Genomic DNA, 15,488 nt, shown 5'->3' with positions numbered 1-15,488 from the left:
CCCGGTGGTCCGCGGGGACACCGTGGATCGGCGAAATCACGGGCGTCGGGTCGGGGCGCCAGGCATCCTTGCCGGTATGAGACCCCGGCTCGCGCTCGCGCTGCTCGTGGGCATCGCGCTGGTCGTGGTCGCCCTGGCGGCCAGCGGGACGTCGCCGGTGCCCTACGTGGACCGCGACCCCGGTGACGACGCCGCGCCCACCAACCTGGTGTCGTCCCAACCGCGGCAGGTCGACCAGGTCGGCCCGTCGGCGGCCGGCGGGTCGCTGGTGGTGGTGCTCGTCGTGCTGAGCGTGCTGGCCCTGGTCGTGTTCATCGGCCTGATCACCGCCCTGCGCACCCCGAAACGACGGCGGCGGGGCGTCGGCATGGTCGCCGAGGTGACCGAGGATGGCGGTTCCACCGCGCCCGACGTGCTGGTGCGCGGCGCGCGCGAGGCGTTGGAGGAGCTGCGGACGCGGACCGGCGGACCGCCACGCGACGCCGTGGTCCTCGCGTGGCTGCGGCTGGAGCAGGCCGCCGCGGACAGCGGCGCGGCCCGTGCCCCGCACGAGACGCCGACCGAGTTCACCGGGGCGTTGCTCGCCCGGCACCACGTGGACGAGGACGCCACCGGCGCGCTGCGGAAGGTGTACCAGCGGGCCAGGTTCGGCGTCACCGAGGTCACCGACGAGGACTCGCGGACCGCGCAGGACGCCCTGGAACGGATCGTCCGCGACCTCGCCCCGGCCCGGGACGCCGGATGACCACCGACGTGACGGCCACGACGGGCGAGCGGATCAAGCCGCTCATGGGCATGGGCGGCGCGATCGCGGTCGGCCTGGTCGCGGGCGCCGCCACCGGGTTCACCGTGTTCCGGGTCGGCGCGCCGGTCCAGTGGGCCGCGCTGGTCGCGCTGCCGGTCATCGCGCTGGCCGTCCTCGTCGGCCGGCTGCCGCGGGCCACCGACATCGTGTGGGCGCCGCCGCCAGCGCACTTCGCCACGGCCACGTCCGTGCAGGCGAGCAACCTGGCGAGCCGGCTCGCCGAAGCCGTCGTCGACCAGGACCGCTTCGCCGTCCGCGTCCAGCCCCGGCTGCGCCGGCTGGTGGAGGCGCGGCTGCGGCAGCGGCACGGCGTGCCCGACCTGGCCGACCCGCGCGCCGCCGCGCTGCTCGGCCCCGAACTGCACCGCCTGGTCACCGATCCGGGTGCGACCATGCCCGAACCCCGGAAGCTCACCGAGCTGTTGGAGAACCTGTGACGTCTGCAACCCGCATCGGCATCGAGGGCAAGTCCGTGCTGGACGCCGTCGGCACCGTCGTCGTCGGACGGCAGCGCTCGCTGCGGTTGGCGCTGGCCGCCATCCTGGCCGGCGGCCACGTGCTGCTGGAGGACGTGCCCGGCCTCGGCAAGACGCTGATCGCGCGGTCGCTGGCGCAGGCGCTGAAGCTGGACTTCAAGCGCCTCCAGTGCACCCCCGACCTGCTGCCGGCCGACGTCACCGGCTCGTTCGTCTACGACCCCGGCGACCGCGAGTTCAACTTCCGGGCCGGCCCGCTGTTCACCGGCCTGCTGCTGGCCGACGAGATCAACCGGACCCCGCCCAAGACCCAGTCCGCGCTGCTGGAGGCGATGCAGGAGCGGCAGGTCACGGTGGAGGGCCGGACGTTCCCGCTGCCCAGGCCGTTCCACGTGCTGGCCACCGCCAACCCGGTGGAGTACGAGGGCACCTACCCGCTGCCCGAGGCGCAGCTCGACCGGTTCCTGCTGCGGCTGGACATCGGCTACCCGCCCGCCGAGGAGGAGGTGGAGGTCCTGCGCCGCCGGCTGGCCCGCCGGCAGGAGGACGCGACGGTGGAGGCGGTGCTGGACACCGACCGGCTGCTCGCCCTCCAGCGGGGCGTCGAGCAGGTCGCGGTGGACGACGACATCCTGCGGTACTGCGTGGACCTGGTCGTGGCGACCCGTGCCCACACGGCCGTGGAGGTCGGCGCGTCACCGCGTGGCGCACAGGCACTGGTGCTGGTCGGCCGAGCCCTGGCGGTGCTCGACGGCCGGGACTTCGTGCTGCCCGAGGACGTCAAGGAGTGCGCGGTCCCGGCACTGGCGCACCGCCTCACCCTGCGCCCGGAGACGTGGACGTCCGGCACGACCGGCGTGGAGGTCGTCACCGAGCTGCTGGGCCGGGTGGCCGGCCCGACCAGCGCCCGGTCATGAACCGGGGGCAGCGCATCCGGGAGGCGATGAGCAGCGGACGGGGCGCGCACTGGCACCCCACCGACGCGCTCGTGCGCGGGGCGGCGCTGGGCGTCGGCATGGTCGTGCTCGGCGGCCTGATCCACCGGGTGGAGCTGGTGCTGCTCGGCGCGCCGTTGCTGATCTCGACGCTGGTCGCGCTGGTCACCGCGGTCGGCGGGAAGCCGGACGTGCGGGTGCGGGGCCTGCCCCGGACCGGCGAGACGGGCGCGGCGAAGTCCGTCGTGGACGTCGATCCCGGGGTGGGCGCGGAGGTCCTGGTGATCCGGCTGCCCGCCGGTCGGACCGGTCTGGGACCGCTGCACCTGCTGCCCGCCTCGGCCCGGTCCATCGAGGTCGTGCTGCGGCGCGACGCCTGGGGCGAGGGCGTCGACCTGCGGCCGGACCACCTGGTGGCCGGGCCGGACGCGCTGCTCGTGCACGGCCCGGTGACGGCGGCCGAACGGGGGCGGGTGATCCTGCCCCCGGTGCACCAGCTGCCGGCCGGGTTGCTGCCCGCCCGTGCGATGGGGCTCGTCGGCGTCCACCGGGCGGGGCGGCCGGGCGACTCGGTGGAGCTGCGGGACATCCGGGCCTTCGCGCCGGGGGACCGGCTGCGGCGGATCGACTGGCGGGTGTCGTTGCGGGCCGGGAACCTGCACGTCCGGGAGCACCACGCGGAGGCCGACGCGGACGTCGTGCTGGCCCTGGACACGCGCTTCGACGTGGACCGGGAGGTCGGCGACTGGGCGGTGGCGGCGAAGGGCGTGACCACCCGGGCGGACGGCAGCCTGGACCTGGCGGTGCGCGCGGCGGCGTCGCTGGCGGCGGGGTACCTGCGGCAGGGCGACCGGGTCGGCCTGGTGGACCTCGGGCGACCGCAGCTGGGCGTCCGGCCGGGGGTCGGGCGGCGGCAGCTGCTGCGGCTGCGCAACCAGCTGGTGGTGTGCGCGCGATCGGCGGGGTGGGCGCAGAAGCCCGTGCTGCGGGCCGAGCAGGTGCCGTTCGGGGCTCTCGTGGTGGTGCTGTCCCCGTTCCTGGATGCCGACGTCGTGGAGCTGACCGTGCACGCGGCTCGGCGGGGGAACGTGGTGCTGGCCGTCGACGTGCTGCCGGCCGGGTTGCGCCCGGACCCGGAGACCGCCTGGGGTGGGCCGGCACTGCGGATCCTGGAGCTGGAGCACGAGGTGCGGCTGGAGGCCATGCGGCGGCACGGGGTGGCCGTGGTGACCTGGGACGCCCGTGCGGCGGCCATCGCGGGAGTGCTGCGGCAGGCGGCTCGTCCGGGACGGCGGCGGTGAGCCGGGTGGCCGGGGGTCGTGCGGTGTGGCAGGCGGCGGGTGGCGGGGACCGACCCGGCACGAACGCCCAGGACTTGGAGGGTGGGCGCGTGGCTGCCGTTGAGCTGGGAACCGGGTTGCCCGGATGGGTGTTGCGGGCCGCCGTCGTCCTGACCGGGCTGGCGGTCGCCGCCGTCCTCTACGCCGAAGGGGTGTCCCTCACCCCGTTGGTGCTCTACGTGATCCTGATCGGTGTGGCCGGGGCGATCCCCGCCTCAGCCGCCGTGGCCCTGGTCATCGCGTACCCCGCCGTGGCGATCGTCGTGGTGGGAGGCGCGCCCGTGCGTCCCGGCGTGCTGGCTCTCGTCGCGCTCCTGCACCTGCTTCACATCACCTGCGCCTACGCGGCGCTCATCCCGACTCGATCCCGAATTCACCCGAAAGCGCTACTTACTCCAGGCCTCCGGTACCTCGCCGTGCAAGCCGGGGTACTCGCTTTGGCGGGTATCGTGCTCCTTCTGCCCGGCGGCCGGACGGCGGAAGCCGTCGAGGTCGTCGGGGTGTTCTGCGCGGTCGGACTGGTCGCCGGAGCGGTCGCGTTGATGCGCCGGAGAAGCTGAGAGCCGAAGCCCGACAACTCAGCATCAGCTGAGCGTCTGGATCGTTCCTCTCAGCAGGTTCACCCGAAATCACGCCTCAGGCGCTGGTCAGCGCGCCGCGTGTTCCGCATCACCCGGCGACTGTGGTCACAACGGGCCTCGCGGAGCCGTCGGAAACGGCCGTCCGGTGCGACCATAGGCGTATGGCTGCTGTGAAGTCGCAACCCACACGGATCGTGATTGTCGGCGGTGGGTACGTCGGCATGTACACCGCGCTGGGATTGCAGAAGAAGCTGCGTTCCGGTGAGGCGTCGGTCACGGTCATCGACCCACAGCCCCACATGACCTACCAGCCGTTCCTCCCCGAGGCGGCGGCCGGTTCCATCGAGCCCCGCCACGTCGTCGTGCCGCTGCGCAAGGTCCTCAAGCGCTGCCACGTCGTCACCGGCCGCGCGACCAGGATCGAGCACGCCCGCAAGGCCGTGACGGTCGAACTCGCCGACGGCCACGTGGAGGAGTACGAGTACGACGTCCTCGTCTCGGCCCTGGGCGCCATCTCGCGCACCCTGCCGATCCCCGGCCTGCCCGAGGTCGGCATCGGCATGAAGACCATCGGCGAGGCGATCTACCTGCGCAACCACGTGCTGTCGCGGCTCGACCAGGCCGCCAGCACGAACGACCCGGAGCTGCGGCGCAGGCTGCTCAGCTTCGTCGTCATCGGCGGCGGCTTCGCGGGCATCGAGACGCTGGCCGAGCTGGAGGACATGGCGCGCTACGCGCTGCGCTACTACGAGGGCCTCAAGCAGGAGGACATGCACTGGGTGCTGGTCGAGGCCACCGGCCGGATCATGCCCGAGGTGAGCGCGCGGCTCGGCGTCTACACGGTCGAGCAGCTGGAGAAGCGCGGCATCAAGTGCTACCTGGACACCAGGGTCAAGTCGATGGAGGGCGGCCACGTCGTCCTCGACGACGGCACCGAGTTCGACTCGGACACCATCATCTGGACGGCCGGCATGAAGGCCAACCCGATGCTGCGCAACACCGACCTGCCGCTGGACGCGCGCGGCCGGGTGCAGTGCACGGCGGCCATGCAGGTGGTCGGGCTGCCCGGCGTGTGGGCGGCGGGCGACTGCTCCGCGGTGCCGGACCTGTCGCGCACCGAGGAGGACCCGACGGCGACCTGCGTGCCGAACGCCCAGCACGCGATCCGGCAGTCGAAGCTGCTGGCGAAGAACATCGTGGCGACCTTGCGCGGCAAGCAGCCGAAGGACTACTTCCACAAGTACCTCGGCTCGGTGGCCGGCCTCGGCCTCTACAAGGGCGTCGCCGACGTGTTCGGGCTGCGCTTCAAGGGCGTCGTCGCCTGGTTCATGCACCGCAGCTACCACGTCATGTTCATGCCCACGGTGAACCGCAAGTTCCGCGTGTTCGTGGACTGGACGCAGGCCCTGTTCTCGGGCCGCGAGGTGGTCGCGCTCGGCCAGATCCACGACCCGAAGGCGGAGTTCGACCGGGCCACGAAGAGCTGATCGGGTTCGGCTGCTGAGCCGTTCGGTGGCGGTGACCAAGCACCCGTCTGGCTTAGCGCCGTAACTTGAGCCCCCAATAGGAGTAATGGGCAGCGCGTCACCTTGACATTGCGTAACGTGAACCCGAGACTACGACTGGTGCGCCACCAAAAGTGTGACGCGCCCGTGGGGAGAGAGGTGACCGCGATGTCGCTTGAGGAGCTGGCCGCACAGCTTCGCCGCGGTGAGATCGAGGACCGTGCCCTGGCGGAGTACGCCGCCGAGTACGCCACCGCCGGAAAGGTCTTTCGCAGCAAGAAAGACGACTGAGCATGTCCGCTTCCGGGTGGGGGAACGAGTTGGTTCCCCCACCCGAGGCCGTCCGGCCCGTCAAGCCCGCCCCACTGCTGTTGCAGGGCCAGGACTACATCTTCCGGTCGCCCGCCAGGAACCTGGACTTCCAGGAGCAGGTGCACCGCCTCGGCATGGTCGACGAGGGTGACGGCAGCCCCGTGCCCTGCGTGCTGGTGCTCGCCCGCGCCGCCGACATGGAGATGAACGCCCTCTCCGTCGCGCTGGCCGAACGGGGCGTCCGGATGGCCCGCATCGACGCCGACCGCTGCGTCGACCTGCCGCTCACCGTCTACACCGACGCGCCCCTGCTGGAACTCGACCGCTGGCTGCTGCGCCCGCTGCTGGTGTGGCGCAGGCACTTCGAGCTCTCCGCGCTCCAGGTCGAGCCGGGCACGCTGACCGCCGCCTACGCGGTGGACCAGTGGGGTGCGGTGGCGAACTGGCTGTCCACCCGCGGCGACTGGGCGCACGTGAACCCGGTCCGCGCCAGCGCTCACCTCGACCGCCTCACCCAGCTGTCGGACGCGTCCGCGTTCGGCCTGAAGGTCCCGCGCACCACGGTGACCACCCGTCCGGGCCGCACCAGGCCGGGTGGCGCGCGGTGCATCGTCAAGACCACCGGACGGCACCTGCTGGAGCCGCGCCCGGGAATGCAGCACGGGCTGTTCCCACGTCCGCTGGAAACCAGCCGCTCGGGCGACGTACCGGAATCCGCACCGGTCATCGTCCAGGAGTACGTCCCCTCGGACACCGAACTCCGGGTGTTCGTGGTCGGTGAGCAGACCCTGGCCTTCCAGGTCGACAAGCTGGACCCGGCGCAACTGTGGGTGGATCCTGAAGCGGTTCGGGTCACCCCGGTCGAAGTGCCGGCCGGGCTGGCCGACCGGCTGCTCGCCTTAGCCAGGCACTGGCGGTTGCAGGTCGCGGCGTTCGATCTTCTCGTCGCGGGTGGCGACCACGTGTTCCTCGAAGTCAACGTCAACTGCGATTGGCGTTGGTTCGAGCACCGGGCCGAGGACGAACGGGTGTCCGACGCCGTGCACGAGTGGGTGGCGGCGCGTTTCAAGGAGCTTCTCAGTGCGGGTAAAGGTCGCTGAGCACGCAGCGCTGTTCTACCAGGACGGTGCCGTGGTGTGGGACGACTACCTCCACCACCGGCAGTTCGCGATCAGCGAGACGGCCGAGCTGCTGTGCCGCAAGTTCACCGAGTTCACCGACGTCGACGCGCTGCTGGCGCCGCTGGGCGAGGCGGACCAGACCGCGCTGCGCAAGGTGCTGGACGAACTGGTCGACGCCGGCGTGCTGCTGGTCGAGGGCTCGCCGCGGCACGAGGCGGAGCGCCGGATGCTGGCGGGCTGGGGCGCGTGGGGCGCTTCCGCGCGGCACTTCCACTTCGCCAGCCGCACCCTCGGCGACGCGCCCTACCTGGGTCCGGACGAGCACGACGCGGTGCTCGACGCGAAGCTGACCAGCGAGCCGCCGCCCGCGCCGTTCCGCACCTCCGGCGGTCCGGCGGTGCCGCTGCCGCCGCTGTCGGACGACCCGTCGTGGGGCACCAGCCGCCTGCTGGACGTGCTGCTGTCCCGCCGCACCACGCGCGAGTTCGGACCGGGTCCGGTCGGGCTGGGCCAAGTGGGCGAACTGCTCGGCGTGCTGGGCGCCCCGTCGCCCGCGCGGTCCCGGATCGGGCGCTCCGGCACGGTGTTCAAGACCAGCCCGTCGGGCGGCGGGCGGCACCCGGTGGAGATCTACGCGCACGTGCGCGGCATCGACGGGCTGACCCCCGGCTGGCACCACTACGACGGGCTCGCGCACGCGCTGGAGCCGTTGGACGTGCTGTGGTCGGCGGAGGAGATGGCGGAGGCGGCGGGTGACCAGGACTGGGTCGGCCAGGCCCCGCTGGTGCTCGCGTACACCGCCGTCCTGGAGCGGACCAGGTGGCGCTACGACACGTCACGGGCATATCGGGTTGTGCAAATGGACGTGGGCCATCTGTCGCAAACCGCTTATCTGGTTGCTACCGCTATGGGTTTTGGTATCGGCTTCACCGCAGCATTGCGGGATGAACTCGTGGAACAAGCTCTCCGCTGTGACCCTTATCACGAAGTGGTACTTGGCATGAGTGCCATGGGTCCATTACCTCAATGAGCGCAATAGCGGATCGCATTGAGCCGTGCGGGGGACTTGTGACGTACCAGCCCCACGAACGCTCGGTAACGGTTTAGGCTCCACGCTGCCCCCGTAGCCCAATCGGTAGAGGCAGGCTCCTTAAAAGAGTCACAGTACGGGTTCGAATCCCGTCGGGGGCACGTCAACCACAACCTTCGTCTTCACTCGTCTGCCGAGTGATCACGAACGGGCGGTGCGGTTAGCCAACAGTGGCTACTTTCGGTTATCCAGGCACTTTCCCGCAGATGGGCGTGTCAATGCTCCAATAGGGCAGTTTTTCACCCATAGGAGCATCCAATGTCCGGACCGGACGCCACCGGCTGCCCGGTGCCCGATCCGGCGGCTGCCGGTGCGCTGTTCGGCGCACAGTTCGGCGTACCCACCGGACCGCGCCCGGGGTCGCGGCGGGGACCGGCAGACCCGGTCCCCGACCGCCTCCGTCACCTCCGGGACGCCACCCAGTCCCGCACGACCTCGTCCAGCACGGCCAGCGGCAGCGGTCCGCCGCCGATCACCACGTCGTGGAACGCCCGGATGTCGAACCGATCGCCCAGCGCCCGCTCCGCCTCGACCCGCACGCGCTGGATCTCCAGGCGCCCCACCATGTACGCCAGCGCCTGGCCGGGCGCGGCGATGTAGCGGTCCACCTCGGACTCGATCTCCACCTGCGCCAACGGCGTGTTCTCCCGCAGGTACGCGACGGCCCGCTCGCGGCTCCAGCCGTGCGCGTGCAGCCCGGTGTCCACCACCAGCCGCCCCGCCCGCAGCGAGTCCATGGCCAACATGCCCAGCCGTGCCACGTCGTCCGAGTACAGCCCCATCTCGTCGGCCAGCCGCTCGCAGTACAGGCCCCAGCCCTCCAGGTAGCCGGTGACCGTGGCGACCCGGCGCAGCATCGGCAGCCCGGTCAGCTCCTGCGCCAGCACGATCTGGAAGTGGTGCCCCGGCACGGCCTCGTGGAACGCGATCGCCTCGGCCTGGTACCGGAACCGCTCCTCCACCCGGTGCGTGTTGGCGTAGTACGTGCCCGGTCGCGTGCCGTCCATGGCCGGCGGCGCGTAGTACGCGGTGGGTGCGCCCGGCGCGTCGGCGGCGGGCACCGGCTCGACCTCGCACCGCTTGTCCGGCACCCGGCCGAACCACCGCGGCGCGGCCTCCTCGGCCCGCGCCACGGCCTCGCGCGCGGCGGAGATCAGCTCGTCCTCGGACTTCCAGCGCAGCGCCGGGTCGTCCCGCATCCGTTCGAAGACCTCCGCGGTCTCCCGCGTGCCGAAGACCCGTTCGCCCAACTCGGCGTACTCGGCGGCCAACGACGCCATGATGTCCAGCCCGGTCCGGTGCAGCTCCTCGGGAGACCGGTCGGTGGAGGTCTGAGCGCGCGCCAGGCCCGCGTAGACGGCTTTCCCGCCCGGAAGCCAGCACAGGCCGGCTTTGTCCGCGGGACGGCCGCTCAGGCCCGCGACGGCGGTGCGGTACGCGGCGAACGCCGGCCGCACCTCCTCGGCGATCAGCCGGTCCCGTTCGGCGGTGAACGCCTCGCCGCCCCGCGGACGTGCGAACGGGTCCTCGTCGGCGGCCAGGTACCGGTCCAGGTACGCGAGGGACGCGTCCAGCAGGTGCTGCACCGGCGTGCGACCCGCCCGGGAACCCGCGACGTGCCGCGCGGCGACCGTGCGCAGCAGTTCCGGGATCGCGGCCAGCCGGGACAGGTAGGCCCGCTCCTGCTCCTCGTTGGTGATCACGGTCATCGGCAGGACGTTGAGCAGTTCGCCGGCGTGCGAGAAGAACGAATCGGTGATCGTGTACTCGACGGCACGCGCGTCGAGCAGGTCCACCGTCGTTTCGGCCTGCTGGACGATCACGGCGCGGGTCACCGGATCGTCGTCGTCGGGCAGTGCCCGCGCGCGTTCGGCGATCCGCACGGCGGCGGCGCGTGCCGATTCCTCGGCTTCCGGGCGCTGATCGGAGAGCAGGTGGTCATAACCGGGCAGACCGAACACGGTCGCGCCCAGCGGCTCACGCCGGGACATCAGGTCGAGCAGTTCGTCGGCGAGCGCAGCCGTGTTATCCATCGGTGGACCCCTGAGCTTGGGTGTGAAGGCCAGTACGGTACTTAGCCTAAGTAATTACTTACAGCCGGTCCAAATAGGCCAGCACCGCCAGCACCCGCCGGTTGTCGTCCTCCGACAACGGCAGGTCCAACTTGCCGAAGATGTTCGCGGTGTGTTTGCCGACGGCTTTCTCGGTGACGAACAGCCGTGCGGCGATCGCGCCGTTCGACCGCCCCTCGGCCATCAGCGACAGCACTTCGCGCTCCCTCGGCGTCAACGTGGCCAGCGGCCGGTCCCGCCCGCTGCGCGCGAGGAGCTGGGAGATCACCTCGGGGTCCATGGCGGTGCCGCCCGTGGCGACCCGGCGGATCGCGTCCACGAACTGCTTGACGTCCGAGACCCGGTCCTTGAGCAGGTAGCCCACACCGCCGCCCCGGTCGGACAGCAGCTCGCGGGCGTAGAGCTGCTCGACGTACTGGGACAGCACCAGCACCGGCAGCCCCGGCACCCGCTTGCGCGCCTCGATCGCGGCCCGCAGCCCCTCGTCGGTGAACGTCGGCGGCAGCCGCACGTCGACCACCGCCACGTCCGGCCGGTGGTCGACCATGGCCTTGAGCAGCGCCGGCCCGGTGTCGACCGCCTCCACCACGTCGAAGTCGTAGGCCTGGAGCAGCCGGATCAGGCCGTCCCGGAGCAGGACGAGGTCTTCACCGAGGACAACTCGCACGGCAACTCCATGATCGCGATCGGCCCGCCCCTCGGACCCCGTGGCCGAGTCTGCCCGGACCGACTGTCGAGCGGTGCTCATTTCGGCCGGAATCCGGCGCCTCCGGTTTGGACCGGCCGGTCGGCGGTTCGTCGCCGGCCGGTCGCTGCCCGGCCGGGACTCCGTGCCCTTCCAGGTGCCCGGCCGGGGTGCTGGTCCGTGCGCTCGCGGCCCGATCCCGGCTGTCGCGGGGTGGGACCGCGAGCGCGGAGGGGTCAGGCCGAAGCCGGCCGAAGCGGCGTGGCCGACGAACGGTCGGCGCGTGGACCGCGAGCGCGGAGGGTCAGGCCGAAGCCGGTGCCGGGGACAGGGCGCAGGGCAGCTCCATGGTCACGATGGTCGGACCGCCCGACGGGCTGGCGATGCCGAGCGTCCCGTCGAACGCCCCGAGCCGCCGCTCGATCCCGCGCAGCCCGCCGTCCTCGGTGGCCTCCGCCCCGCCCCGCCCGTTGTCCCCGATCATCAGCGCCAGCCTGCCGTTCTCGTGCCGCACCCGCACCCACGCACTGGTCGCACCGCTGTGCTTGGCCACGTTCGTCAGCGTCTCGGCCACCGCGAAGTACGCCGCCGACTCCACCGGGGCCTCCGGCCGGCCGTCCAGCACCAGGTCGACCTCGACGGGCAGCGGGTGCGCCAGGGCCAAGGCCCGCAGCGCGCCGTCCAGCCCCCGGTCGGCCAGCACCGGCGGGTGGATGCCGCGCACCAGGTCGCGCAGTTCGGCCAACGCCTGGGACGACGACTGCCGCGCCTCCACCAGCAGGTCGCGCGCCGCGTCCGGGTCGCGGGCCAGCAGCTCCTCCGCCATGCCGAGGCTCATGCCCAGCGCCACCAGCCGGGCCTGCGCGCCGTCGTGCAGGTCGCGCTCGATCCGGCGCAGCTCGGCGGCCTGCGCGTCCACCGTGTCGGCCCGCGAGTCGGACAGTTCCCGCACCCGGTCGGTCAGCGCGGCCGTGGCGCTGGGCGCGAGCATGAACCGCACCAACATCGCGTGCCACCGCACGATCCGGGACGTGCCCCACCACGCCAGCCCCAGGTACGCCATGCCCAGCAGCGGTGCCAGGACGACGCCACCGGGCGTGTCGATGCTGATCCCGCTGAACTCCGTCTCGTCGGCTCCCAGCAGCCACAGCAGCGGCGTCAGCACGCCGATCGCGCCACCCAGCCAGAGCGCGAGCGGCAGCACGCCGGCCAGCACGCCGACGACCGCGTTCACCGGCAGGAACGCCAGGTCCTTCCACGTCGCCGGGTCGGTGGCGATGGTCCGCACCCTGGTCATCGGCCCCCGGTTGGCGGGCCGGCGGTACGGCGGCTCGATCACCTGCTCCAGCACCCGTCCCGCCCAGCGCCGGTGGACCGCCAGGTAGCGGCGGGCGAGCGCGGTGAACACCAGCATCAGCGGCACGCCGACCGTGACCAGGATCAGCGGGTAGGTGTAGAGCTGCAACGGGATCAGGATCAACCCGATCACGCACAGCGGCACCCGTGCGAACGCCAGCGCCGCGGTCCTCAGCCGTGTTCCCGCGCCGCGCACGAGGTCGTGGTCCGTCATGCCGCTGATTCTTCCGGCCTGCCGGGGGGAAAGCGGTGGGTCTAACCCCCCGATCGGACCGCGGTCACACCCCGGTCACACCTCGATCACGGCACCGTCCGGCAGCACCTCCACGCCCGCCTCGCGCAGCTTGGCGTGCTCGGCGGAGTCCGGGTCGAGCACCGGGTTGGTGTTGTTGAGGTGCGTGTAGACCCGCCGCACGTGCGGGTGCCGGCGCAGCTCGGGCAGGCTGTGCGTGATCGGCAGGTGCCCCATCGCGGACTGCCCGCCGGGCTGCCCGGTCGCCGCCCCCATCTCCGAGGGCGCGTAGAACGTGCCGTCCAGCAGCGCCACGTCGGCCTCGGCGACCAGCTCGTCGAACCCAAGCGGCCACCCGGCCAGGCACGGCGCGTACAACACGATCCCGCCGGTGGCCGGGTCGAACAGCCGGTAGGCCATCACCCAGTGGCCCGCCACCGGGGACTCGCCCGCGTACTTCGGCCGTTTGCCGCTGACCGGGAACGCGGTCACCTCCAGCCCGCCCGCCAGCGTGAACGTCTGCTCCGGCTCGACCTGCCGCCACGTCCACGCGGCGTACTTGTCCAGCACACCCCGCGTGTCGGTCAACGCGTGCAGCACGGTCGCGGGCGCGTGAACCCGCAGCCCCGCCGCACCGCGCAACGTCAGCAGCCCGAGCGTGTGGTCGAGCTCGGCGTCGGTGAACAGCACGCCGCGCACCGGCGTGTCACGCGGGCCGGGACCGGGGTCGAGGCAGGGCGTCGCGGTGAGCTGGGTCCGGATGTCGGGGGAGGCGTTGAGCAGCCACCAGTCCACCCCGTTGCCGCTGACCGCCAGGCAGTCCTGGGTACGCGCGGGCAGCCTGCCCGCCCGTACCTCGGCGCACGGCCCGCACGCGCAGTTCCACTGCGGCACACCACCGCCCGCCGCCGTCCCGAGCAGCACGACCTTCACCGCGCCACCTTCCGCACGGCCAGCGGCGCGGGACCGGTCTCGGTGTCCAGCACCAGGTCGACCTTGGCCCGCTCGGGCGACAGCGAGCACACCGGGTCGGTGTTGGCCGCGTCGCCGGTCAACTGGAACGCCTGGCACCGGCACCCGCCGAAGTCGATCTCCTTGCGGACGCAGGACCGGCACGGCTCACGCATCCAGTCGAACCCGCGGAACGCGTTGAACGCCGAGGACTCGTACCAGATCTCGGCCAACGGCCGGTCCCGCACGTTCTCGATCCCGAGGTGCTCGATCACCGTCGCGGCCGGGCACGGCAGCACGTCGCCGTTCGGCGCCACGGTCAACTGCCGCGCGCCCCACCCGTACATGCACGGCTTGGGGTGCGCCTCGTGGTAGTCCGCGATCACGTAGACGATCTCCATCCGCGACCGGGCACGGGCCTGCGCCACCACCAGGTCCGCCTGCCGCAACTGCTCCTTCGTGGGCAGCAGCGCGGCCCGGTTGCGCAACGCCCACCCGTAGTACTGGGTGTTGGCCAGCTCCAGCCGGTCCGCGCCCATCCGCTCGGCGAGCGCGATGATGCCGCCGACGTGGTCCAGGTTCATCCGGTGCAGCACGACGTTGACCGTCAGCGGGAGCCCGGCCTCCCGGATCAGCCGCGCCGCCACCAGCTTGTGGTCGAACGCCTTCACCCCGGCGATCAGGTCGGCGTTGCCGGGATCCGCGTCCTGCACCGACAGCTGCACGTGGTCCACACCGCGGCGGCGCAGGTCGTCCAGCCGGGCCGCGGTCAGGCCCAGCCCGCTGGTCACCAGGTTCAGGTACGCCCCGAGCCCGCTCGCGTGGCTCACCAGCTCGGGCAGGTCCCTGCGCGCCAACGGTTCCCCGCCCGAGAGGTGGAACTGCAGCACCCCCAGCGCGTGCGCCTGGTCGAACACCGAGCACCACTCGGCGGTGTCCAGCTCCGCGTCCCGCCGCACCAGCTCCAGCGGGTTCGAGCAGTACCCGCACTGCAACGGGCAGCGGTGGGTGAGCTCGGCGAGCAGCCCGAACGGCGCCTCAGCCATCGGTCTCGACCACCCTGCGGGCGGCCAGCCGGGTCACCAGCTCGGCGACGTCCTCCGGCAGGACCCCGGCGAAGTCCTCGCCGAGCCGGGCCGCGATGTCGGCGATCGTCCGGCGCCCGTCGCACAGCCCGACCACCGCCGCGGCGGTTTCGTTGAGCACCAGCACGCCTTCCGGGAACAGCACGACGTGGCTCTCCCGGGTCCGGTCGTAAGCGGTCTTCACACCCTTGCCCAGCCGGGGTGTCGCGGCGAGATTGGTCATGATCGTCCCGAGTGGTAGTCGACGGCGTCGAGGATCGCCCGCAGCACGTCGCATTTGAACGCCAGGGCGGCCACCGCCGCCTCCTGCTGCTCCCTGGTGGCGCAGTTGCGCACCACGAGGTCCAAAGTGGACCGGCCTTCGCCCTCGATCACCTTGAGCCGGGTGGTGAAGTAGGCGAACCCCTCCTCGGCGATCCAGGGGTACCGCGCCCGCATGTCCGCCAACCGCCGGGTCATCAGGCCGCGCGAGAACATCTCGGTGAGCCCCGACGCCACCGCCTCCACCCACGGCTTGCTCCGGGCGAAGTTCACGTAGGCGTCGACGGCGAACCGGGTGCCGGGCAGCACGTGTCTCTCGTCCAGCACTTCTTCCCTGGTCAGGCCGAGCGCTTCGGCCATCCGCAGCCAGTTCTCCGCGCCGCCCTCGCCGGCCCGCGCGCCGTCGTGCCAGACGATCCGCTCCCCCCACTGCCGCCGGACGTCCGGGTCGGGGCAGTTGGCCAGGATGGCGGCGTCCTTGCGCGGGATGCAGCGCTGGTAGTACCACCGGTTGGCCGCCCACAGCTGGAGCTCGTCCTTGGACAGCGTGCCCGCGTGCATCCGGACGTGGAACGGGTGGGTGTCCCAGTAGCGGGAGGAGAGCGCCCGCAGCCGCGCGGTGAACTCCTCCTCGGGCAACGGCTCGGACATACAGCGCCTCCCTAGGATTTCCGGCTCGCC

Annotated in this window: 16 protein-coding genes and 1 tRNA gene; 10 read left to right on the top strand and 7 right to left on the bottom strand. The window is 72.2% G+C overall.

Annotated elements, in window-relative coordinates; genetic code table 11:
- The first annotated feature begins 76 nt into the window (after window positions 1–76).
- The 10 genes from FHS29_RS14260 (at window position 77) to FHS29_RS14220 (ending at window position 8,266) form a co-directional block, all read left to right on the top strand.
- Entirely contained in the window at window positions 77–745 is a 669-nt protein-coding gene (locus FHS29_RS14260) for a DUF4129 domain-containing protein (protein ID WP_184691111.1), read from the top strand.
- A complete protein-coding gene (locus FHS29_RS14255) occupies window positions 742–1,242 on the top strand; it encodes a hypothetical protein (protein WP_184691110.1) in 501 nt (166 codons plus the stop codon). Before FHS29_RS14260 ends, FHS29_RS14255 begins: the two co-directional genes overlap by 4 nt.
- Window positions 1,239–2,198 carry an AAA family ATPase gene (locus FHS29_RS14250; protein WP_184691109.1) on the top strand — a complete coding sequence of 320 codons (960 nt, stop codon included), beginning with the start codon at window positions 1,239–1,241 and terminating at the stop codon, window positions 2,196–2,198. The genes FHS29_RS14255 and FHS29_RS14250 overlap by 4 nt, the downstream gene beginning before the upstream one ends.
- Window positions 2,195–3,517, top strand: a complete 1,323-nt coding sequence (locus FHS29_RS14245; RefSeq protein ID WP_184691108.1) for a DUF58 domain-containing protein — start codon at window positions 2,195–2,197, stop codon at window positions 3,515–3,517. The genes FHS29_RS14250 and FHS29_RS14245 overlap by 4 nt, the downstream gene beginning before the upstream one ends.
- Before the next feature lie 89 nt (window positions 3,518–3,606).
- Entirely contained in the window at window positions 3,607–4,116 is a 510-nt protein-coding gene (locus FHS29_RS14240) for a hypothetical protein (RefSeq protein ID WP_184691107.1), read from the top strand.
- Window positions 4,117–4,298: 182 nt separating this feature from the next.
- Window positions 4,299–5,624, top strand: coding sequence for an NAD(P)/FAD-dependent oxidoreductase (locus tag FHS29_RS14235; protein ID WP_184691106.1), 1,326 nt, complete (start codon window positions 4,299–4,301; stop codon window positions 5,622–5,624).
- Between the two features lie 186 nt (window positions 5,625–5,810).
- On the top strand, window positions 5,811–5,933 hold the full coding sequence (locus FHS29_RS37660) for a hypothetical protein (protein WP_015098199.1): 123 nt from the start codon (window positions 5,811–5,813) through the stop codon (window positions 5,931–5,933).
- 2 nt (window positions 5,934–5,935) lie between these two features.
- On the top strand, window positions 5,936–7,054 hold the full coding sequence (locus FHS29_RS14230; RefSeq protein ID WP_184691105.1) for an ATP-grasp domain-containing protein: 1,119 nt from the start codon (window positions 5,936–5,938) through the stop codon (window positions 7,052–7,054).
- The gene (locus FHS29_RS14225; RefSeq protein ID WP_184691104.1) at window positions 7,035–8,105 is read left to right on the top strand and encodes a SagB family peptide dehydrogenase; all 1,071 of its coding nucleotides are present in this window, start codon (window positions 7,035–7,037) and stop codon (window positions 8,103–8,105) included. The genes FHS29_RS14230 and FHS29_RS14225 overlap by 20 nt, the downstream gene beginning before the upstream one ends.
- Window positions 8,106–8,192: 87 nt before the next feature.
- Window positions 8,193–8,266 (top strand) — tRNA-Leu (locus tag FHS29_RS14220).
- Between the two features lie 300 nt (window positions 8,267–8,566).
- Here the strand turns inward: FHS29_RS14220 and FHS29_RS14215 are convergent.
- The 7 genes from FHS29_RS14215 to pqqC form a co-directional block, all read right to left on the bottom strand.
- Window positions 8,567–10,198: a DUF885 domain-containing protein gene (locus FHS29_RS14215; RefSeq protein ID WP_184691103.1), complete on the bottom strand. Its 1,632-nt coding sequence runs from the start codon at window positions 10,196–10,198 to the stop codon at window positions 8,567–8,569.
- Between the two features lie 58 nt (window positions 10,199–10,256).
- Window positions 10,257–10,904, bottom strand: coding sequence for a LuxR C-terminal-related transcriptional regulator (locus FHS29_RS14210; RefSeq protein WP_184691102.1), 648 nt, complete (start codon window positions 10,902–10,904; stop codon window positions 10,257–10,259).
- 322 nt (window positions 10,905–11,226) lie between these two features.
- Window positions 11,227–12,492 (bottom strand): sensor histidine kinase, encoded by a 1,266-nt coding sequence (locus FHS29_RS14205; protein WP_184691101.1) that lies wholly within the window; start codon window positions 12,490–12,492, stop codon window positions 11,227–11,229.
- A 75-nt stretch (window positions 12,493–12,567) separates the two neighbouring features.
- A complete protein-coding gene (gene pqqB / locus FHS29_RS14200; protein WP_184691100.1) occupies window positions 12,568–13,443 on the bottom strand; it encodes a pyrroloquinoline quinone biosynthesis protein PqqB in 876 nt (291 codons plus the stop codon).
- Window positions 13,440–14,507: a pyrroloquinoline quinone biosynthesis protein PqqE gene (gene pqqE, locus FHS29_RS14195; protein ID WP_184691099.1), complete on the bottom strand. Its 1,068-nt coding sequence runs from the start codon at window positions 14,505–14,507 to the stop codon at window positions 13,440–13,442. Before pqqE ends, pqqB begins: the two co-directional genes overlap by 4 nt.
- Complete coding sequence (gene pqqD / locus FHS29_RS14190) at window positions 14,500–14,769, bottom strand: pyrroloquinoline quinone biosynthesis peptide chaperone PqqD (RefSeq protein WP_184691098.1); 270 nt, start codon at window positions 14,767–14,769, stop codon at window positions 14,500–14,502. Before pqqD ends, pqqE begins: the two co-directional genes overlap by 8 nt.
- Window positions 14,766–15,458, bottom strand: a complete 693-nt coding sequence (gene pqqC, locus FHS29_RS14185) for a pyrroloquinoline-quinone synthase PqqC (protein WP_184691097.1) — start codon at window positions 15,456–15,458, stop codon at window positions 14,766–14,768. Before pqqC ends, pqqD begins: the two co-directional genes overlap by 4 nt.
- Between the last annotated feature and the right edge of the window lie 30 nt (window positions 15,459–15,488).

Source organism: Saccharothrix tamanrassetensis (genome assembly GCF_014203665.1).
Lineage (GTDB): Bacteria > Actinomycetota > Actinomycetes > Mycobacteriales > Pseudonocardiaceae > Actinosynnema > Actinosynnema tamanrassetense.
The sequence above is the reverse complement of the archived record's forward strand: the minus strand, read 5'-3'. Positions and strand labels throughout refer to the sequence as shown.

Bases quoted from the DNA above. Each gene is read 5' to 3' on its own strand.
- FHS29_RS14260 (WP_184691111.1), top strand. From the start codon at position 77: ATGAGACCCCGGCTCGCGCTCGCGCTGCTCGTGGGCATCGCGCTGGTC.
- FHS29_RS14255 (WP_184691110.1), top strand. From the start codon at position 742: ATGACCACCGACGTGACGGCCACGACGGGCGAGCGGATCAAGCCGCTC.
- FHS29_RS14245 (WP_184691108.1), top strand. From the start codon at position 2,195: ATGAACCGGGGGCAGCGCATCCGGGAGGCGATGAGCAGCGGACGGGGC.
- FHS29_RS14235 (WP_184691106.1), top strand. From the start codon at position 4,299: ATGGCTGCTGTGAAGTCGCAACCCACACGGATCGTGATTGTCGGCGGT.
- FHS29_RS37660 (WP_015098199.1), top strand. From the start codon at position 5,811: ATGTCGCTTGAGGAGCTGGCCGCACAGCTTCGCCGCGGTGAGATCGAG.
- FHS29_RS14230 (WP_184691105.1), top strand. From the start codon at position 5,936: ATGTCCGCTTCCGGGTGGGGGAACGAGTTGGTTCCCCCACCCGAGGCC.
- FHS29_RS14215 (WP_184691103.1), bottom strand. From the start codon at position 10,198: ATGGATAACACGGCTGCGCTCGCCGACGAACTGCTCGACCTGATGTCC.
- FHS29_RS14205 (WP_184691101.1), bottom strand. From the start codon at position 12,492: ATGACGGACCACGACCTCGTGCGCGGCGCGGGAACACGGCTGAGGACC.
- pqqE (WP_184691099.1), bottom strand. From the start codon at position 14,507: ATGGCTGAGGCGCCGTTCGGGCTGCTCGCCGAGCTCACCCACCGCTGC.
- pqqD (WP_184691098.1), bottom strand. From the start codon at position 14,769: ATGACCAATCTCGCCGCGACACCCCGGCTGGGCAAGGGTGTGAAGACC.
- pqqC (WP_184691097.1), bottom strand. From the start codon at position 15,458: ATGTCCGAGCCGTTGCCCGAGGAGGAGTTCACCGCGCGGCTGCGGGCG.